The sequence below is a fragment of the Saccharibacillus endophyticus genome, assembly GCF_013185185.1.
GTDB lineage: Bacteria > Bacillota > Bacilli > Paenibacillales > Paenibacillaceae > Saccharibacillus > Saccharibacillus endophyticus.
In genome coordinates, this window is sequence record NZ_JAAZWE010000003.1 from 272,041 (window position 1) to 291,615 (window position 19,575).

18 protein-coding genes are annotated in these 19,575 nt (G+C 55.9%); 13 read left to right on the top strand and 5 right to left on the bottom strand.

The window, feature by feature from the left end:
- The first annotated feature begins 11 nt into the window (after positions 1 to 11).
- Positions 12 to 584 carry an imm11 family protein gene (locus HRQ63_RS12475; RefSeq protein ID WP_172244046.1) on the top strand — a complete coding sequence of 191 codons (573 nt, stop codon included), beginning with the start codon at positions 12 to 14 and terminating at the stop codon, positions 582 to 584.
- A gap of 197 nt (positions 585 to 781) precedes the next feature.
- On the top strand, positions 782 to 1,582 hold the full coding sequence (locus HRQ63_RS12480; RefSeq protein WP_172244049.1) for a formate/nitrite transporter family protein: 801 nt from the start codon (positions 782 to 784) through the stop codon (positions 1,580 to 1,582).
- A 311-nt stretch (positions 1,583 to 1,893) separates the two neighbouring features.
- On the opposite strand, the gene HRQ63_RS12485 is transcribed toward HRQ63_RS12480, so the two are convergent.
- Positions 1,894 to 4,218: a S8 family serine peptidase gene (locus tag HRQ63_RS12485; protein WP_172244052.1), complete on the bottom strand. Its 2,325-nt coding sequence runs from the start codon at positions 4,216 to 4,218 to the stop codon at positions 1,894 to 1,896.
- A gap of 285 nt (positions 4,219 to 4,503) precedes the next feature.
- On the opposite strand from HRQ63_RS12485, the gene iolE reads away from it, so the two are divergent.
- The gene (gene iolE, locus HRQ63_RS12490; protein WP_172244055.1) at positions 4,504 to 5,403 is read left to right on the top strand and encodes a myo-inosose-2 dehydratase; all 900 of its coding nucleotides are present in this window, start codon (positions 4,504 to 4,506) and stop codon (positions 5,401 to 5,403) included.
- A 43-nt stretch (positions 5,404 to 5,446) separates the two neighbouring features.
- Complete coding sequence (gene iolG / locus HRQ63_RS12495; RefSeq protein ID WP_172244058.1) at positions 5,447 to 6,478, top strand: bifunctional inositol 2-dehydrogenase/D-chiro-inositol 1-dehydrogenase; 1,032 nt, start codon at positions 5,447 to 5,449, stop codon at positions 6,476 to 6,478.
- A 487-nt stretch (positions 6,479 to 6,965) separates the two neighbouring features.
- Here the strand turns inward: iolG and HRQ63_RS12500 are convergent, their stop codons facing one another.
- A complete protein-coding gene (locus HRQ63_RS12500) occupies positions 6,966 to 7,715 on the bottom strand; it encodes a DeoR/GlpR family DNA-binding transcription regulator (RefSeq protein ID WP_172244061.1) in 750 nt (249 codons plus the stop codon).
- Between the two features lie 202 nt (positions 7,716 to 7,917).
- Between HRQ63_RS12500 and iolA the strand changes: the two genes are divergently transcribed.
- The 4 genes from iolA (at position 7,918) to iolD (ending at position 13,282) form a co-directional block, all read left to right on the top strand.
- Complete coding sequence (gene iolA, locus HRQ63_RS12505; RefSeq protein WP_172245052.1) at positions 7,918 to 9,393, top strand: methylmalonate-semialdehyde dehydrogenase; 1,476 nt, start codon at positions 7,918 to 7,920, stop codon at positions 9,391 to 9,393.
- Positions 9,394 to 9,478: 85 nt separating this feature from the next.
- Positions 9,479 to 10,261 (top strand): 5-deoxy-glucuronate isomerase, encoded by a 783-nt coding sequence (iolB, locus tag HRQ63_RS12510; protein WP_172245054.1) that lies wholly within the window; start codon positions 9,479 to 9,481, stop codon positions 10,259 to 10,261.
- 20 nt (positions 10,262 to 10,281) lie between these two features.
- On the top strand, positions 10,282 to 11,268 hold the full coding sequence (gene iolC, locus HRQ63_RS12515; RefSeq protein WP_172244064.1) for a 5-dehydro-2-deoxygluconokinase: 987 nt from the start codon (positions 10,282 to 10,284) through the stop codon (positions 11,266 to 11,268).
- Positions 11,269 to 11,368: 100 nt separating this feature from the next.
- Positions 11,369 to 13,282, top strand: coding sequence for a 3D-(3,5/4)-trihydroxycyclohexane-1,2-dione acylhydrolase (decyclizing) (gene iolD, locus HRQ63_RS12520; RefSeq protein ID WP_172244067.1), 1,914 nt, complete (start codon positions 11,369 to 11,371; stop codon positions 13,280 to 13,282).
- 171 nt (positions 13,283 to 13,453) lie between these two features.
- Here the strand turns inward: iolD and HRQ63_RS12525 are convergent, their stop codons facing one another.
- Positions 13,454 to 14,206: a DeoR/GlpR family DNA-binding transcription regulator gene (locus HRQ63_RS12525; protein WP_172244070.1), complete on the bottom strand. Its 753-nt coding sequence runs from the start codon at positions 14,204 to 14,206 to the stop codon at positions 13,454 to 13,456.
- A gap of 142 nt (positions 14,207 to 14,348) precedes the next feature.
- On the opposite strand from HRQ63_RS12525, the gene HRQ63_RS12530 reads away from it, so the two are divergent.
- The 5 genes from HRQ63_RS12530 to HRQ63_RS12550 all read left to right on the top strand — a co-directional run bounded on the left by HRQ63_RS12530 (position 14,349) and on the right by HRQ63_RS12550 (position 18,537).
- Positions 14,349 to 15,455 carry a leucine-rich repeat domain-containing protein gene (locus HRQ63_RS12530; protein ID WP_229714193.1) on the top strand — a complete coding sequence of 369 codons (1,107 nt, stop codon included), beginning with the start codon at positions 14,349 to 14,351 and terminating at the stop codon, positions 15,453 to 15,455.
- Positions 15,452 to 16,480 carry a leucine-rich repeat domain-containing protein gene (locus HRQ63_RS12535; protein WP_172244076.1) on the top strand — a complete coding sequence of 343 codons (1,029 nt, stop codon included), beginning with the start codon at positions 15,452 to 15,454 and terminating at the stop codon, positions 16,478 to 16,480. The genes HRQ63_RS12530 and HRQ63_RS12535 overlap by 4 nt, the downstream gene beginning before the upstream one ends.
- Positions 16,481 to 16,583: 103 nt before the next feature.
- Complete coding sequence (locus HRQ63_RS12540; RefSeq protein ID WP_172244079.1) at positions 16,584 to 16,928, top strand: hypothetical protein; 345 nt, start codon at positions 16,584 to 16,586, stop codon at positions 16,926 to 16,928.
- Positions 16,871 to 17,920 carry an arsenic resistance protein gene (locus HRQ63_RS12545; protein WP_172244082.1) on the top strand — a complete coding sequence of 350 codons (1,050 nt, stop codon included), beginning with the start codon at positions 16,871 to 16,873 and terminating at the stop codon, positions 17,918 to 17,920. Before HRQ63_RS12540 ends, HRQ63_RS12545 begins: the two co-directional genes overlap by 58 nt.
- Positions 17,917 to 18,537 carry a hypothetical protein gene (locus HRQ63_RS12550; RefSeq protein ID WP_172244085.1) on the top strand — a complete coding sequence of 207 codons (621 nt, stop codon included), beginning with the start codon at positions 17,917 to 17,919 and terminating at the stop codon, positions 18,535 to 18,537. The genes HRQ63_RS12545 and HRQ63_RS12550 overlap by 4 nt, the downstream gene beginning before the upstream one ends.
- A gap of 103 nt (positions 18,538 to 18,640) precedes the next feature.
- Here HRQ63_RS12550 and HRQ63_RS26275 read toward each other — a convergent pair whose 3' ends face one another.
- Together HRQ63_RS26275 and ytxJ are read right to left on the bottom strand one after the other, a co-directional pair.
- Positions 18,641 to 19,162: an MGMT family protein gene (locus tag HRQ63_RS26275; RefSeq protein ID WP_308809920.1), complete on the bottom strand. Its 522-nt coding sequence runs from the start codon at positions 19,160 to 19,162 to the stop codon at positions 18,641 to 18,643.
- 44 nt (positions 19,163 to 19,206) lie between these two features.
- On the bottom strand, positions 19,207 to 19,566 hold the full coding sequence (gene ytxJ, locus HRQ63_RS12560; protein ID WP_172244088.1) for a bacillithiol system redox-active protein YtxJ: 360 nt from the start codon (positions 19,564 to 19,566) through the stop codon (positions 19,207 to 19,209).
- Positions 19,567 to 19,575: the final 9 nt, after the last annotated feature.

Genomic DNA, 19,575 nt, shown 5'->3' on the forward strand with positions numbered 1-19,575 from the left:
CGATTCGGCACGTGAACTATTATTTTCTGGAATCCCAACTGCCGAAAAGCGGATTCGTGGACGGCAGCGTAACTTTCGTGCCCGAATTGGAGACTTATTACAGCCAGATACGCACCCGTTTACCTATCGATACGGTCGCCGAAGTGCTGCTGCATTCGAGCATCCGCAATCTCAAAAACGACTACTTTCATACCACCGACGGAGCCAAGGTCATATCGGACGCGTTCAAGATTTTATTGGAGCGGCAAAAAACGGACATTCAATTCATTCCGGCAGCCCTGCGCTATCACAACGGCCGTCCGGTCGAACGGGCCTACTGGATCGCGCACCTTCCGGACGAAGTCGATTGCTTCGACTACGAGCGCTCGGATTACGGCCGCAAAGCGGTCATCGCCGCATCCGTGCACGAGCCGCCGCGCAAGCTGATCAAAGTTCTTTTCAAAGCTTATCTGGATACCGAAAAAGTGGACGGCCGCGAGTTTTTCATGCTGGCGCACGTTCTCGCATTGAAGCCGATCATTTCAGAAGAATTCTATCAGGTATGCAAAAAGAATAAATTGAGCCTGAATGTCACGCCATTATAATTTCGACTGTTCAAATTCAAAATAATTCTTCTTCCCCATACCCGCCGCCGCTTCTCTCCGTTACAATGAGGAGATGATTCAAAGGCAAACGGACGTGTTAAGCATAAATCAATCGCATCAGCGGAACATTTTCCCAATTCCGGTCCGTGGCAGCTCGGCTGCAGTACTACAAAACTCAGGCTAAAGCGGAGGTAGACATGGAAACAGAAGCGCTAAAAAACGTTGAATTACTGGCACTCAAAAAGCACAAAATCTACAAGCAAAGCGTCATCCGCTACATCCTGCGTTCGGTCCTGGCAAGCATGTTTATCGGCTTCGGCGTTATCGTCGCATTCCGGGCAGGCAGCTTTTTCTATCTCGCCGATTCGCCGCTGACCTATCCGATGGCAGCGCTCACGTTCGGCGCGGCGATCATCCTGATCTCTTACGGCGGCGGCGATTTGTTCACGGGCAACACGTTCTATTATACGTACGCGGCGCTGCGCAAAAAGCTCAAATGGACGGAAGTCGTCAAGCTTTGGATCACGAGCTACGCCGGCAACATGATCGGAGCGGCCTTTTTCGCGGGATTCATTTTCCTGACCGGATTGTTCGCTTCGCCCGACATCAACGGCTTCCTGCTCAACGTGGTGCAGCACAAGATGGAAGCGCCGACGAGCCAGCTTTTCTTCCGCGCGATTTTGTGTAACTGGCTGGTCTGCATGGCGTTCTTCGTCCCGATGTTCATGAAGGAAAACGGCGCGAAGATGTTCGCCATGATGCTGTTCGTGTTCTGCTTCTTCATCTCGGGCTACGAGCACAGCATCGCCAATATGTGTACGTTCGCGATCGCGCTGGTGGTCGACCATCCCGCGGAAATTTCGATGGCGGGCGTCGTGCACAACCTGGTTCCGGTCACGCTCGGCAATCTGGTCGGCGGCGTAGGACTGATGGGCTTTATGTATTACGTGGTCAACAAGCCGTTTTTGGATGAAGAAGATAAGCTTAATCAGAAATAATCGGTTGGGAAAAAAGCAAGAACGGGAAAGTCGCCGAGGCGCTTTCCCGTTCTTTTTGCATGCGGAAAAAACGGACTGCGGCGCACGGACAACATAAGACTTTCCGAATGCCGCCGCCAGATTGTTTTTTTGCTCGAGGCTGCGTAAAAAAAAGGACGATCCCCGGGCGTTGAACGCTGTTCGGGATCGTCTTTTTTTTGGCGAACTTGCGGTGAAGATATCGCTTGCCATGGACAGTGCCGCTTATTCCATTCGTTCACGTTAAGCCGTAAGCGTCATTCAATAAGCTCGGCGCGCTCGGCCGGAGCGGATCAGCTCAGGCTTCCGTTGCCTTTTTCCGTCAGGTTCTTGATGAACTGAAGGGCTTCGGCGCGGGTGAGGGAGGCGTTTCCTTTGAACGAAGCGACCGTTTTGCTTGTTTTGCTGCTGCCGCTGGCGATGCCGGCGGAAAGCAGGTATTGGATCGCCTGGTTTCCTTTAAGGTTTCGGCCGTTGGCGGATGCCAGCATTTCGGCGACTTGAACGCGCGTGATGGTCTGGCTGCGCGATGCTTTGGACGCATTGCCTTTCGTCGGCAGGCCGAGCTGTTTCGCGCGAGCGTAGTACGTGTTCGACCAGGTGCCCGTCGTCGAGTTTTTCACGTTCGGCTCGAAAGCGCGGATCAGCATGGCCAGGAATTCGGATTCCGTCACCGTTGCGCCAGGCTTGAATTGTCCGTCGGCGTAGCCTTTGACCAGGCCGCGTTCAAAAGCCCAAGCCACCGTGTCACGGCCCCAGAACGTCGAAGGGACATCCTGGAACGGAATGGAGACCGAAACCGGAGTCGTCGGCGCCACGGTCGAAGGAACCGAAGGCGACGGGTTCGGCGTCGTTGCGGCAGGAGCCGGAGTCGGCGACTTGGCCGGAACGGCTGCCGGGACAGACGGCGAGGCGACCGGCGCAGCCGCAGGTGCTGCGGCTGCCGGAGCTGCCGCTCCGCCGCCACCTCCTCCACCCGAAGGAATCGGCGCTGCGCCACCGCCGCCTGAAGGAATCTGCGCGCTGCCGCCGGAAGGAGCCGGAGTCGGTACGAACGGAGCGCTGATCACTTCGGGAACGGTCGGAGCAGGCGTCGGTTGAACCGGTTGTTGTTGCGTCGGCGCCGCGGTCACGGGCGTTTCGCCGGTGCTCGGCGATCCGGATACGGAGGCCGCGAGCGTACGTCCCGATACCGGCACGCCTTGCGATTCGTTGCCTGCGGTATCGACCGTCGTGAGGCGGAAATCGTACGCCGTATCCGGCGCAAGGTTCAGCGCTTGATACGTGCTTTGCGTTACGGTCGTGAACGTCGGTTCGCTGCCGCTATAGACGCGAACTTCTTTGAAGTCGCGATCCGTCGGCTGCGTCCAGCTCAGCGTCAGGCTGTCCGTAGCTGCCGCCGACACGACGGCATTGCCGACTTCGGCCGGAGCGGACGAATCGATCTGCGGCTTGAACGTCACCACGCCGCTGCCGTACAGGTTGTCGCGTCCCGGAGTTCCGCGGTCGAGGGCATAGCCGTTCAATATCTCGCGCAGCTGAGAAGCGTTTGCCGAAGGGTTTTTCTCTTTGAGCAGAGCCAATTCGCCGGCTACGTGCGGAGCAGCCTGCGACGTGCCGCTCATATATTTATAGGACACGCCTAAAGCGATCGGGAATGTGGAGCGGATCACCTCTCCTGGAGCCGAGACGTCCACGCGCGGGCCGGCCGACGAAAATTCCGAATGGTTCAGGTTTTGATCGACGGACGCGACTGAAATGACGCTGTCGTATCTGGCCGGATACCCGACCGTATTTTGATCTTGGTTATCCGCCGTTCCGCTGTTGCCCGCGGAAGCGACGACCAAAATTCCTTTATTGTAGGCTTTGTCGACCATGTCGTGAAGGGATTGGGCATCCGTGTCCCCGCCGAGCGACAGATTGATGATGTCCATGTTGTTTTGAATCGCCCAATCAAGTCCTTCGAGCAGATCGACCAGCGTTCCTTTGCCGTCGGCGCCCAATGTTTTGACGGCATAAAGCGAAGCTCCCGGCGCCATGCCGACCACGTTGCCTTGACCGCTGTCTGCCGCGATGATGCCCGCCACGTGCGTTCCGTGACCGTTATCGTCGGCATAATTGGCGTTCGTGCCGTCTCCTACCGTCGAAATTCCGCCTGCGATTTTTAGCTCGGGATGCTCGGAAATGCCGGAGTCGACTACGGCGATTTTGACGCCATTGCCGGTAAAACCCTGATCCCACATCGTATTCGGCGCGACTTGTTGGTAATTCCAGTTGCCTGCTTCCTTGGCGGTTGCCGGAGGCGTATAGCTTGTCGTTTCGAAATCGGTCGTTTGGAACGAAATATTGCGTTCGACATAGTCGATATCCGGATTGTCCACGAGATCCCGCAGATCTTCCGAGCTTACGGTAGCCGCCACGGCCGGAACCGTTTTGAACTCGTGCTGTACTTCTTCGCTTTGTTCGATGGCGGCTTCTTTGCCGTCGGCGTTCTTATATACAATGACGACTTCCTGATCCGCTCCCTCGGCGAAAGCGGTCGGAGCCGTCCCCGCAGGCGCCAGCAAAGGTAAAGCGAGCAGGGAAGAAAGGGCGATCGATAGATGTTTTTTATTCATGATGAAGGGTCCTCCCTAATCTGAAATGCCTAAAATTTAAGTTCTTTTTATGTATCGGCGCCAATAATCGACAAACTTATAGCGAAAGTCGGTTTTGCGCAAAAAAGTTTTGGAAAACGTAATCGGAATACCGTAAGCCCGATCGGAAGATTTATCTGCGTAATCGTAGAAACAAGTTGACTGAAAGCGCTTTTAACTTTAATGTATAATCAAACCTTATCAAAAGTTAATCAATACATCATAGAAACAACATAAATCTACCCTCTATTAAAAAGGAGAAGAGATATGAACGAACAGCCTATTCGCTGGGGGATTGCGCCGATCGGTTGGCGAAATGACGATATGCCGGAGATCGGAGCGGGAAATACGCTGTCGCATCTGCTCAGCGATATCGTCGTCGCAGGATTCGAAGGAACGGAGGTCGGCGGTTTTTTTCCGGATGCTCAAGCGTTGAACAAAGAGCTTGCGCTGCGTAATCTGCGGATTGCCGGACAGTGGTTCAGCAGTTATATCATTCGCGACGGGATTGAACTTGTTATCGAGCCGTTTCGTAAGCAGTGTCAATATTTGAAGGAAGTGAAGGCCGATGTCATCGTCGTATCCGAGCAGACGGGAAGCATTCAAGGAACGGAGCAGAACGTGTTTGCGGAAAAGCCTAACTTCAACGAAGCCGAATGGGAGCAGTTGTGTGCCGGACTGAATGAACTGGGAGCTGTCGCAAAAGAATACGGGCTGCGCCTCGTTTATCATCATCATATGGGGACGGGCGTTCAGACGGCGGAAGAGGTCGATCGGCTGATGGACGGCACCGATCCGGCGCAGGTGGCTTTGTTGTATGATACCGGGCATATTTTCGTATCCGACGGGGATTATATGATGCTGCTGCGCAAGCATATCGGCCGGATCGGTCACGTGCATTTTAAAGATGCGCGCCGGGCGGTGCTGGACGATTGCCGCGAGAGCGGAAAGTCGTTTATGCAGTCGTTTTTGAGCGGCATGTTCACGGTGCCGGGAGACGGCTGTATTGATTTTCGGGAAGTTTATGATCTGCTGCTGGAACACGGCTATTACGGCTGGATCGTGATCGAAGCGGAACAAGATCCCGATGTTGCGCATCCGCTGGAATATGCCTTGATCGCGCGGCGCTACATAGACGGGCAATTGCTGAACCGTTTGCAGGTCTGACTCGAAAAGAACACATATCGATCAATATCGGGAGGAACGGAACATGACATTGAAAATCGGGGTTATCGGAACGGGCGCAATCGGACGGGATCATATTCGGCGCATTACGTCCAATCTGTCCGGGGGACGGATTACGGCCGTGACGGACGTGAACGAAGCGGCGGCGAACGCGGTCGTGGAGCAGTACGGATTGGACGCGGTCGTCTATCCGGACGACCAATCGCTGTTAGCTGAAGGAGACATCGACGCTGTACTGGTCACAAGCTGGGGTCCTGCCCATGAACAAAGCGTGCTGGCGGCGATCGAAGCGGGCAAGTACGTTTTTTGCGAAAAACCGCTTGCGACGACTGCCGAAGGCTGCCGCCGGATCATGGACGCGGAGATCAAGCATGGAAAACGGCTGGTGCAAGTAGGCTTCATGCGTCGTTACGACAGCGGTTATGTGCAGCTCAAACAGGCGATCGACGAGCATGTGATCGGCGAGCCGCTGATGATCCGATGCGCGCACCGCAACCCGGAATCCGGTCCGAACTATACGAGCGACATGGCGATTACCGATACGCTGATTCACGAAATCGACGTGCTGCATTGGCTGCTTGGCGACGACTACAAATCGGTTCAGGTCTCCTATCCGAGAAAAACGCGTCATGCTCTGAGCCATATGCGCGATCCTCAAGTCGTGCTGCTCGAGACGAACGGCGGCGTGCTGATCACGGCGGAAATCTTCGTCAATTGCCGGTACGGCTACGATATCCAGTGCGAAGTGATCGGCGAAGACGGAATCGTGAAGCTGCCGGAGCCGTCTTCGATCTCGCTGCGCAAAGAAGCGATGTTCGGCACGCGCATTCTGATGGATTGGAAAGATCGTTTTATCGAGGCTTACGATCGCGAGATTCAGGATTTCATCGACTCGGTCGGGCGCGGCGAGCTGCAAGGTCCGACCGCTTGGGACGGATATATCGCGGCGGTGACGGCGGATGCCTGCGTAAAAGCGCAGGAGAGCGGGCAACGCGAAGAGATCGAGCTCGACGAGAAACCGGCGCTGTATGAAGGGCAGGCCGTCGGTCAGGCTTGATGGTTTCGGGCAAGTGCGGAAAGCGTGAAGGCGATTAGCAACTCGACGCGATTAGCAACCCGACAACAAAAAACCTTGTTCCCTAAATAAGCCGGGAACAAGGTTTTTTTCTTGCTTAAGGCACGGATGCGCGGATGGAAAACCCTGACGGCGCCAAAATCGGGCGCTGCTAGGAACTTGTCGTCGACGGATCGATTTTTAACGGATCGAGGCAGCGCTTAGAGGAGAATTGGAGCCGATCGAAAATCCTAACGGATTCAGATGACGCTTAGAGCAGAATTCGGCTTGATTCCGGCTAAAAAAGAAGCGAAATCGACAGCCAACGGACATGCGATCCGTTAAAATCGCAAAAGGGGGTTTTCGGCGTCTCTAAAGGATATACAATCCGTTAGCCGAGCCGCCGAGCCGCCGAGCCGCCGAGCCGCCGAGCCGCCGAGCCGCCGAGCCGCCGAGCCGCCGAGCAGCGGAGCAGCCGAATCGTTCTCCGTCACACCTGTCGCAGCACGATTCCGTTGCTGCGGCACGACTGCACGTAATCCGCGGGCAAGTCGTTCGAAGTCACCAATACGTCCAGGTCCGAAAAAGCGGCGTACGTCAGCAGCGTCGATCGTCCGAACTTGTCCGAATCGGCCAGCAAAATCAGCTTTTCCGCTCGTTTGGCGATCGACTTTTTAATCTCGTATTCCAGCAGGTCCGAGTTGGTCAGGCCGTGCGCGAGACTGACGCCGGTCGCGGACATGAACGCTTTGTTGACGTTGTATTTTTCCAGAGCCCGCATATCGTCGACGCCGACGAAAGAGCGCGTGCTGCGTTTATACGTGCTGCCCACTACGAGCAGATGAACGTTCGGCATCGCGGCGGCCGCATTGATCACGTCGAGACTGTTGGTCAAAATGGTCAGATGCCGATCCGTGTCCAAAACGTTCATGATCGTGCAGGTGGTCGTCCCGGAATCGATAAAGATCAGATCGTTGTCCTCGACGTATTCTGCCGCCGCCCGCCCGATTTCGGCTTTTTCGTCTCGACGCTCGACATTGCGGTTTTCGAACGAGATCAGCTTTTCCGCCGATACCACGCCCCCGTACACTTTCTCGATCGAGCCTTTTTGCAGGATCTGATTGATGTCGCGGCGAATCGTATTTTTAGACACGTCGAAGGTTAGACAAAGTTCGTCCAACGTGACGTTCTTGCGGCTGTGAATATACGTTTCGATATCCCGGAGTCGTCTCGTCTTCATGGGCATTCTCCTGTGTGGTTGATACGCAGAATTATAAAGTTGTTGCTCAAGTTAATCAACAGTTAATTATATTTTGATGATTTTCATCCGGACTTGACGGAAAGAAGAGGGTTGTATATCATGAAAATATAATCAAAACATAACCAAAAGTGACAGCGGTTTTGGTGCATAAACCAGGAGCGACTGCGAGAGGAGCCGAATGATGAGCGCGATTCCGACAACGGCAAGAAAATTGAAGAACTACGTCGGCGGTCAATGGACAGAGAGCAAAACGACGCAATATGAGAACGTTTACAATCCGGCGACGAAGGAACTGATTTGCCAAGTGCCGCTTTCGACGAGAGAAGACCTCGAACATGCGGCGGAAGTTGCCCAAGCCGCTTTCGAGAAATGGAAAAAAGTTGCCGTTCCGCGCCGCGCCCGCATTCTTTTCAATTATCAGCAGCTTCTGAGCACGCACAAAGACGAATTGGCCCGACTGATCACGATCGAGAACGGCAAAAGCCTAAGCGAAGCGATCGGCGAAGTGCAGCGCGGCATCGAGAACGTCGAGTTCGCGGCCGGGACGCCGTCCCTGATGATGGGCGATTCGCTCGCTACCATCGCGACGGACGTGGAAGCGGCCAACTATCGCTATCCGCTCGGCGTGGTCGGCGGCATCGCTCCGTTCAATTTCCCGATGATGGTGCCGTGCTGGATGTTCCCGATGGCGATCTCGCTCGGCAACGCTTTTATCCTCAAGCCGTCCGAACGCACGCCGCTGCTGACCGAACGTTTGGCCGAACTGTTTACCGAAGCGGGACTGCCGGACGGCGTGTTTAATATCGTGTACGGCGCGCATGACGTGGTCAACGGCATTTTGGAGCATCCGGAGGTCAAAGCCGTATCGTTCGTCGGGTCCAAGCCGGTCGGCGAATACGTATTCAAAAAAGGCAGCGAAAACCTCAAACGCGTGCAGGCGCTCACCGGAGCGAAAAACCATACGATCGTGCTGAACGACGCGAATATCGACGACACGATCACCAACGTCGTGTCCGCGGCTTTCGGTTCGGCGGGCGAACGGTGCATGGCCTGCGCGGTGCTGACGGTCGAAGAAGGCATCGCGGACGAATTCATCGCCCGGCTCAAAGAAAAAACGCTCGGCGTCAAAATGGGCAACGGGCTGGACGACGGCGTGTTCCTCGGACCCGTCATTCGCGAAGAAAACAAGCAGCGTACGCTGTCTTATATCGAAAAAGGCATCCAGGAAGGCGCGACGCTGCTGACGGACGGACGCGATCGGATGTCGGACGACGGTTACTTTATCGGTCCGACGATCTTCGAAGGCGTGACGCCGGAGATGACGATCTGGAAAGACGAGATTTTCGCGCCCGTGCTGTCCGTGATCCGCGTCAAAAACCTGAAAGAAGCGGTCGATATCGCCAACAAATCGGAGTTCGCCAACGGCGCGTGCTTGTTCACGGGCAACGCCCATGCGATCCGTTACTTCCGCGAAAACATCGACGCCGGCATGCTGGGAATCAACCTGGGCGTTCCCGCCCCGATGGCGTTCTTCCCGTTCTCGGGCTGGAAATCGTCGTTTTACGGCACGCTGCACGCCAACGGCAAAGACAGCGTCGACTTTTATACCCGCAAAAAAGTCGTGACGGCGCGCTACACCGAGCCAAACTTCGAATAAAGACGACACGGCCGACGGAACATTTTTCGATTCAAAAGGAGGAGTAGGCGTGGTCAGTCATTTGCAGCGCAAGCCGCTGAACGAAATGCGCGGGGAAGCGAAGATTTTGCAGGAAGTGATGAAAAGGGACTCCAGGTTGCGGTACGTCGGCTTTCGGTTGATCGAGCTTGCGCCGGGCGCTTCCTACGAGGAGGCGCTGACCGAAGACGAATGCTGCATCGTGGCGTTGACCGGACGGATCGACGTGACGCAGGGCGAGCATGTTTTTGCGAACATCGGTACGCGAGAGAGCGTGTTCGATCGAAAAGCCACGGACAGCGTGTTCGTCTCGGGCGGCCGTTCGTTCAAGGTACAAGGACGGTCGGAAGCCAAAGTGGCGCTGTGCTACTCGCCTTCGGTCAAGCCGCTGCCGACCAAGCTGATCAAAGCCGAAGACGTCGGAACCGAAGAACGCGGCAAGTATCAAAACAAGCGCACCGTGCACAACATTTTGCCGGATTCCGATTCCTCCGCCAGCAGTCTGCTCGTGGTCGAAGTGTACACGGAAGGCGGCAACTTCTCCAGTTATCCGCCGCATAAGCATGACCGGGACAATCTGCCGCAGGAGTCGTTTTTGGAAGAGACGTATTATCATGAACTCGATCCTCAGCAGGGCTTCGTGTTCCAACGGGTGTATACGGACGACCGCAGCCTGGACGAAACGATGGCGGTGGAACACGGCGACGTCGTGATCGTGCCCGTAGGGTATCACCCGGTAGGCGTGCCCGACGGATATTCGTCCTACTATTTGAATGTCATGGCCGGTCCGCAGCGAGTTTGGAAGTTCCATAACGATCCGGATCATGAGTGGATTCTGAACCGCAAATAAGCCAAAGGAGCTGTGAATCCATGACCAACGAAACAAGCGGCGAAAAATTCGATCTGATCGCGATCGGCCGGGCGTGCATCGACCTGAACGCGACGGAATACAACCGGCCGATGGAGGAAACGATGACGTTTACCAAATACGTCGGCGGCTCCCCGGCCAATATCGCGATCGGTTCGGCCAAGCTTGGGTTGAAAACGGGCTTTATCGGAAAGATCGCGGACGATCAGCACGGACGTTTCATCCGCGGCTATATGGAAAAAGCGGGAATCGACGTGTCTGGCATGGTCGTCGATCAAGAGGGGCATAAGACGGGGCTCGCGTTTACGGAAATCAAAAGTCCCGACGAATGCAGCATCCTGATGTACCGCGACGACGTGGCCGACCTTTACTTGCAGCCTGAAGAGGTGGACGAAGAGTATATCCGGCGTGCGAACAAACTGGTCGTATCGGGTACGGCTTTGGCGCAAAGCCCTTCGCGCGAAGCGGTGCTCAAAGCCGTGCATCTGGCGAAAAAGAACGGCGTGGAGATTGTGTTCGAGCTGGACTACCGCCCGTATACGTGGAAGTCGGCGGAAGAGACGGCCGTCTATTATTCGCTCGTCGCGCAGCAGGCGGATATCGTGATCGGCACGCGCGACGAATACGACATCATGGAGAACGCGGTCGGCGGCTCCAACGAACGGACGACGGAAGCGCTGTTCAAGCATGCTCCGCGCATCGCGGTCATCAAGCACGGCGTGGAGGGCTCTTACGCGTACACGCGCGAAGGCGGAACGTACCGCGCGCAAGCCTACAAAACGAAAGTGCTCAAAACGTTCGGCGCGGGCGACTCGTACGCTTCGGCTTTCCTGTATGCGCTCGTTCAGGGCAAAGACCTGGAAACGGCGCTCAAGTACGGCAGCGCTTCGGCGTCCATCGTCGTCAGCCGGCACAGTTCGTCGGACGCGATGCCGGCCGTGGACGAGATCGAAGCGTTGATCGCCGACCAGCCGGTTCTTCATTCTTGACCTTTTCCAGCCGCGCGGCCTCGATCTGCGAGTATGTCCCCGGAGGCGGCGCACCCGTACCTTGTCAAATACATCAATATCTTAAAAGGTGGATGTCCATATGGGCCATACGATCCGATTGACTACAGCGCAGGCGCTGATCAAGTTTTTGAACCAACAATACATCTGCGTCGACGGGGTCGAAACGCCTTTCGTCGAAGGCATCTTTACGGTGTTCGGGCACGGCAACGTGCTCGGCATCGGGCAGGCGCTTGAGCAGGACCCGGGGCATTTGAAAGTGTTCCAGGGCAAAAACGAGCAGGGGATGGCGCATTCCGCGATCGCGTATGCGAAAGAGAAGCTGCGCCGCAGCATTTACGCGGTAACGGCTTCGTCAGGTCCGGGATCGGCCAATCTGGTGACGGCCGCGGCGACGGCGCTGGCGAACAATCTTCCGGTGCTGCTGCTGCCTGCGGATACGTTCGCTTCGCGCCAACCCGATCCGGTGCTTCAGCAGTTCGAGCAGGAGTACAGTTTCGCCGTGACGACCAATGATGCGCTGAAGCCGGTGTCCCGTTATTGGGATCGCATCACTCGCCCGGAGCAGTTGATGAGCAGTCTGCTTCGAGCATTCGAAGTGCTGACCGATCCGGCCCGCAGCGGTCCGGCGACGATCTGCATTTGCCAGGATACCGAAGGGGAAGCGTTCGATTATGACGAGGGCTTTTTCCGTAAAAGAGTGCATTACATGGATCGCCTTCAGCCGAGCGTCCGGGAGTTGGATGCGGCCGAGGAACTGATTCGAGCAAGCAAAAAGCCGCTGCTGCTGGTGGGCGGCGGGGCCAAGTATTCCGGTGCTCGCGAAGAACTGATCGCTTTTTCGCAGGCGTATCATATTCCCTTGGTCGAGACGCATGCGGGGAAATCGACGGTCGAGTATACGTTTGCCAACCATTTGGGCGGAACGGGCGTGCTGGGAACGTCGGCGGCGAATGCGGCGGCGCGCGAAGCGGATCTGGTGATCGGCATCGGCACGCGATATACGGATTTTACGACTTCATCGAAAACGGCGTTTGATTTCGAGAAGACACGGTTCCTGAATATCAACGTCAGCCGGATGCAGGGGTATAAGTTGGAAGGCGTACCCGTCGTGGCCGATGCAAAAGTCGCAATCACTGCGCTGCATGAACGTTTGGACGGTTATCAAAGTCAGTTCGGTTCGCGCGTTTCCGAGTTGAAGGCTGCCTGGGATGCCGAGCGGGATCGTTTGGGCAGCGTGCGCTTCGGGCGGGAAGGCTTCGATCCGGAGATCAAAGGCCACTTTTCCCAGGAGGTCTTGAACGAATACGCGGATGCGCTCGGCACGGAACTGCCGCAGACGGCGGCGCTGATCGCGATCAACGAAGCCGTGGACAAAGAAAGCGTGGTCGTCTGCTCGGCGGGTTCGCTTCCGGGCGATCTTCAGCGGTTGTGGAATGTGGAAGCGCCGAACACGTACCATTTGGAATACGGTTATTCGTGCATGGGCTACGAGGTCGCGGGCGCGTTGGGCATCCGTCTCGCCAAGCCGGACCGCGAAGTGTACGCGATGGTCGGCGACGGGAGTTTCTTGATGCTGCATTCGGAGCTGGTAACGGCGCTTCAGACCGGCAACAAGATCAATCTCATGCTGTTCGACAACTCCGGTTTCGGCTGCATCAACAATCTTCAGATGGGCAACGGCGGCGGCAGCTTCCACTGCGAATTCCGCAACCATGAAGGAAACGTTATGAATATCGATTACGCGAAGATCGCGGAGGGGTACGGAGCGAAAGTGTATCGCGCCAACACGGTCGAGGAAGTGAAAGCGGCGGTTGAAGATGCGAAGCGGCAGACCGTCTCGACGCTGATCGAAATGAAAGTTTTGCCGAAAACGATGAGCGAAGGGTACGACAATTGGTGGAACGTCGGCGTCGCGGAAGTGTCGGAGAATCAAGCGGTGCAAGCGGCGTACGAACGTAGGGCGGAGATGCTGAAGACGGCGAAGCAGTATTGATAAAAAGCGTAGAGTGCGGATCGTTTATGGATAAACGCACCAACCAAGCGGACGGACACTTTCCTAGGCAGGAAAGTGTCCGTCCGCTTTTTTTTGCGTATGCAAATGCGTGATCCTCCATGTTTGAAGCCGGAGAAAGAGCATTTCGTCAGATCGGAAAACAAACGCCGATCAAGGCGTCACGATCTTCACTTGATGTTCTTCGGCGTATTTGACGTACTCTTCGCTCGGCGTGCTGTTCGTGACCAGCACGTCGATATCGCTGAGCGAACAGTAGGTCGTCAGCGCGTACTTGTCGAATTTGCTGTCGTCGATCAAAAGAAACACGTTCAAGCTTTTTTGCACAACGGTGCTTTTGATATCCGTTTCCAGCGGCGAGGAGTTGGTCACGCCGTTGGTCAGCGAGACGCCAGTGGAAGCGACAAATGCTTTGTTGATATTGTATTTTTTCAGCAGCTCGATGCTTTGAAATCCGACGAAAGAGTCGGTTTTGCGCTCGAACATGCCTCCCGTCGAAAAGATGCTCAGTCCCGGATACGGCTTGGCCTGATGGATGAAGTCGAAGTTGTTGGTTACGACCGTGATTTGTTTTTGGCTGATAAAAGGGAGCATTTCGATCGTCGTCGTGCCGGAGTCGATGAAGATGACGTCTCCCTCTTCCACATGCTGCGCCGCAAGGCGGCCGATTTCCTGCTTTTTGGTCAAGTTGCGGTCTTTGCGTTCGTCGAAAACGACCAGCGTGGAATGGTTGACCGATACGCCGCCGTATACTTTGCGAAACACGCCGGAATCGACCAGGTCTTTCACGTCGCGGCGAATGGTATTCATCGACACGTCGAAGTGCCGAACCAGCTCTTCCAGCGAGACGGACTCGTGTTCGAACACGTATTCTTTCAATTGATTGATACGTTGGGATTTAATCATTGATGATTCTCCTAAGCACGAAATTTGTGAAGTGTTGATCAACTTCTTTGTTTCTTATTCTATATGTAAATCATTCAAACCAAAAGGAAAACGAAATCTTCGTTTCTACCGTTCTTTTTTCAAAGGGGGAATCGACGTGCATATGTTGATTTATAATGATCCGTCCGGCGAAGCTTACCGTAAACTGATCGACTACATGACGGCTCGCACCGTCACGTTTTCGCTGAAAGGTCCTCGCATACGAAGATTTCCGGAGCCGGACGAGCCGCCGATCCCGGAATGGCCGCTGCTCGAAGAGATCCGGCCTTACTTCGTCGAGGAGCGGGTGGAGCCTTGCGAGTATGGCCACGATGATGAGCACGGCGTTTATCGCGACTATTCGTATGATGATATCTTTTGGCATTATCGCTGCTGCGCGGAGACGGCGGATTTTTTGAAAAAGACGACCAATCATCTGTTCGGTTGGAATCATCCGGCGCTGCCGGAAGATTTGTGCTTTTGGAACGAGAAGCGAATGTATGTGATGGGCGCGACTTCGCATGAAGATATCGCCACGATCCATACCGTTCCCGGGGAGGTCGAGAAGCTGTATCATGAAATCCCGGGCGTTTTTATTATCGAATACAGTGCTTTCCGAGATCCGCTTCATATGTTGGAACTGACCCGCCATCATCGGCATGACCGATTGGAGCTAATGGGGCCGGGAGCCGCTGAAGCGCTGGGTCGGGTCGATGAACTTCCGTGGCTCCGCGTGCTGGAAGTACATGACGAGACTTTGGAAAAGCTGCCGGAAAGTTTGTTCGCGGTAGAGAAATTAAGATATTTAACGTTATGCACACGAAACTTGCATAGCCTTCCTGCGAATATCGCCCGTTTGCAAAATCTGCGTTCTCTCGAAATTACCAATGTTCCCTTGCTCCCGGAGGGTGTTGCCCACACTCAAAAATCCACGGCAGGCTCGAAAGATTGGAAACTGCTGCCGAAAGAACAATTGGCGTTGACGTCGCTGCCGCCGGAGATCGGTCTGTTGAAAAGGCTGCGTTCGTTGACGATCAACTATACGGGACTGCGGGAACTTCCCGAATCTTTCGCGGGACTTCGTAATCTGCGCAGGCTGGACCTGTCGGACAATTTGCTGGAAAACGAGAATCCCGATATATTAAAAAAGTTACCGAAGTTGAAGTCTGCATATACGGCGCGCGACAGCGGAAGTTATAGCGGTCCGCACAGTCAGGGGTATTTCGAATGAACATTTACAACAACCCTTCGGGGGATGCTTATTATCGGTTGATCGATTACGCGATGGCCCATTGCGAGACGTTTTCGTTTATGGATACCCGACCGCCGGGAGGAGACGAATACGATATACCGCCGGATTTTCCGCTGCCGATCGCGGAAGAGTTGAATCCTTATATCATTTGGGAAAAAAGGACGGAGACAGGCATCGGAACCGAAGATCGTTTCTATTCCTTTGATCAAACGACTTACGTATGCCTATGCTGTCCGCAAGCCGCGACGATCGTCAAAAAATATGCGGACAATCTGCTTGGCTGGCTTGGCAAGGATATGGCCGAGGATCTTTGTTTCCAAACGGCCGACGGCGAAGACTGGCTCTGGACGGTGACGCACGAACAATACCGCGAGCTGCGAGTAACGCCGCAAGAAGCCGAAGCATTAAAAGAACCGCTGCGCGGAACCATGCTGACAGATCGGCACAATCCGCTGCCGCCCGAAAAGCTGTTCGAGCTGGCGAAGTATCACGAGTCGGATCGGTTTGTGTATACGGGATCGGGCAGCATGCAGGTGCTGCCTCGTTTGCACGAAATCCCCAGCTTGCGCATCATCGACCTGTTCGACGCGCATATCACCGAGCTGCCGGACAGTCTGTTCGATCTGCCGCAGCTGGAGGAATTGAAGATTTGGACAGGGAACCTGCACGGCATTCCGGCTTCGATCGGGCGGGCGAAAAGCTTGAAGCATATTACGATCTATAACGGATCTCACCCGGAACCGGGTAACGAACCGGAATGGAAAGCTCCTTCGAAAGAAGAGTTGAAGCTGACGACCCTGCCGCCGGAGATCGGACAGTTGGAACAGCTTCGGACGCTTGACCTTACCTGCACCGGACTGACGGATCTGCCGGACGAGCTTGCCAATTTGCGACAGCTCGAGTATTTGGTTTTGGCCAATCATCGCATGGAGCAGAAACCGTCCGTGTTGAAAAAATTAAGGCAGGCCAAAAACATCACGTTCTGCCGGGACGGATTTTTCTGAAATTTCGCCATGAAGGCAAACATGCACCAAAGGAGCCGACCTATGGAATTTTCGCTGAACAAACTGCTGCGCGTTCAGTACATCCGATCTCAGGAAGAAATGATTGCCGAATACGGAGGAACCCGTATGTCGGATGGTCGCCGAAGACGGGAGCCGTGCGTACGAACGACGCTTCCGCGAGGAATTCGGCGACCTGCTGCAAGCGCGGTTGATGCCGGGGCAAGCGAACCTGAAGGGGTACGACGAAATGTACCGCGCTTATACGCATGCCCGGCCTTATTTGTTCGACGTGCGCATCTTCGACGAACGTCTTCGGACCGCGGCTTTTCGCGTGCTGGAACGTTTGCGGGCGGCAAAGCATGATCAAAACGACGAAGCGGAGCGCGTAATATGGAAAAAAGAGAAAAGCTGGAGCGAAACCAGATCGCGGTGTATGCGGCGGCGCTGATTGTCGGGATCGCGGCAGGTCTGCTCAGCGAACCGTTCGGAAAAGGGATCGAAGCTTGGATTTCTCCGCTGCTTGCCGTGCTGCTCTACGGGATGTTCACGATGATCCCGTTTTTGGAACTGCGTCGGGCGCTGGCGAACGGACGGTTTATCGCCGCGCTGCTGCTGACGAATTTCGTCTTCGTTCCTTCGGTCGTATGGGGGCTGTTGAAGCTGTTCCCGCAGCCGGAAGCCGTTACGGTCGGCGTATGCCTCGTGCTGCTGACGCCCTGCATCGATTACGTAATCGTGTTCGCCGCGATGGGAAAAGGCGACGGGAAATCGATGGCCGCGGCGACGCCCGTGCTGTTTATCGCGCAGATCATCATGCTGCCGATCTATTTGCGTCTGTTCGCGGGCGGACAAGCGGCGGCTTTGATGGAGGTCGGTCCTTTCGTCGAAGCTTTCTTGACGCTGATCGCGCTTCCGCTGGCCGCAGCGGTGCTGACGCAGCTTTGGGCCAAGACCGGGGCCGCGCATGTCGGCGCCGGCCAGGCCGGCGCAAGCGAATCCGCAGCGCGGCAAAGCGGCAGCGCCAATATCGGAACCCGCGTGCTGGAAGCGGCTGCTTGGATTCCGGTGCCTTTGATGGCCTTGGTGCTGATCGCCGTCTCGGCATCGCAGATCGGCCGGATCGCAAGCGACCCGCTGCCGGTCCTGCGCGTGCTGCCGATCTATGTGCTGTTCCTGCTGTTGATGCCGCCGCTGGCGCGGCTCGCGGGACGGCTGCTGCGTCTGGACGCCGGACACGGCCGCGCGCTGATATTCAGTTCGTTCACCCGGAACTCGCTGGTCGTGCTGCCGCTGGCGCTTGCGCTTCCCGGCGAAGCGGCGGACGTCGCCGCCGCGGTGATCGTCGCGCAGACGCTGACCGAGTTGGTCGGCGAACTCGCTTATGTTCGGGCGGTGCCGAAGCTGTTATGGAGAGATAAGGGAAGGAGCGTCGACACATGAAATGGCGAGCGGAATGGAACCCGAAGCCGATATCGTCGTCCGAGCTGAAAGACATCGAGCAAGAAATTATGCGAATCGAAGAAAAATTGGCGAACGCAGAAACGGAAGCTGCCGAAGAAAGCGTACGGGCGTTCAACGCGATCCGCGGGCGAAACGAGCCTGTTTCAGTTTTCCGGGATTACGGCGGCGCCATGTCGCGGACGGAACTTGCGCTTCGGATGTCGCAGCCGGAGCCTGTTCGCAGCGAAAACGTCACCCGTGCGGAGTTGATCGAGCTGATTCGCCGGGTTCAAGACCCGGAATACGCGGCAGATGCGCTAATCGATCGAGAAGCGGAAAAAGCGGAGGTGTCCGGATTTGCAGGCGGTTCGGGCGAAAACGAGGCCGATTTGGCGCAGGTTTCGGCGGAAGACCGGACGGCGTTCCTGCAGGAGTTTTATCTGGAACGGCTGACCGCAAACGTCTGCATGCCGGACGTATCCGATCTGATCTTCTGGGGCGATCTGGAGGCGGAAGAGATCGCGGACCGGGTGCTCGCTTATGCGCCGACCGAGCTGCCGCCTTCGCATGGAAGATCAGCAATGCGGAACAGGATCGGCATTCCGCAAGGCCGTTAATCTTCATAACAAAAGCCGCTTTTCGCAAGCGGCTTTTCTCTGTTGCTTTCAGATGTTGTTACAGCGAACCTTGTTTATCGCGGATCGCCGGAAATCAAAGGTTTTATCCGCCGTTGCCGCCCGCCTCGTGCCGATAGCGTTCCAGATCGATCCGGCCGCCGAGTCCGAACTCCACGCCTTCGGCTCGAAGCCGTTCCTGCTGCTCGCCCCCGCCGCCGTTTTCGTCCAACGCGATCTCGCCGCGGATATTGACGACCCGGTGCCAGGGCAGCCCGTATTTTCGGCTCATGGAATGCAGGATGCGCACGACCTGCCTCGCGCCGCGCGGACTTCCGGCGGCAGCCGCGACTTGCCCGTAGCTCATGACGCGGCCCGGCGGAATTTCGCGGATCGTCTCGACCACGGCCCGGGTGAACGGAGCCAGGGACGAGAGTTCTTTTTCCGGATCGAAGCTGCTCGCCGCCGATTCGGTTTCGTCGCCGATTTCCGAATCGGCTTCGATCGCTTCGGGATTTGCCGCAGGATTTTCGCGCGGGGACTTCGTTCGGGCGTCCGCTTCGGCCGCCGCCAAGTCTTTCAAAAACTCCGCGTCGAATTCGGCGCGGAGGCGTTCTTCTTCGTTCATGCCGTCGGTTCCTTTCTTCGTCGGCGGATCGGATGCGGTCCCGCTCAGTCTTTCGCGATCCGTTCGTTGACCTGCTGTTCGATCCGTTCGAAAGTGATATCCCAATGGGAAGCGTGCCACAGCGTCTGCCCGTCCCGGATCAGCAGCGCTTGCGGCGATTCGTGTTTGATGCCGAGCTTCGCTTCGATATCGTTCGAGACGGGGCGCGATTCGATCACTTTGACCAGCGCGCAAACGATGGGTCGTTTCGGTTTGCGGGTGTAGACCTTGAATTCCTTGAACGCGGCGCCGCTGATCGGACAAGCGGTGCTGTGCTTGAGCAGCAGTACCGCGCGTTCGCCCGATTGCTCGAGCAGCGTCTCCCACTGTTCGATCGATTCGATTTCCTGATAGTTCGGTTTCATGGCGTAAAG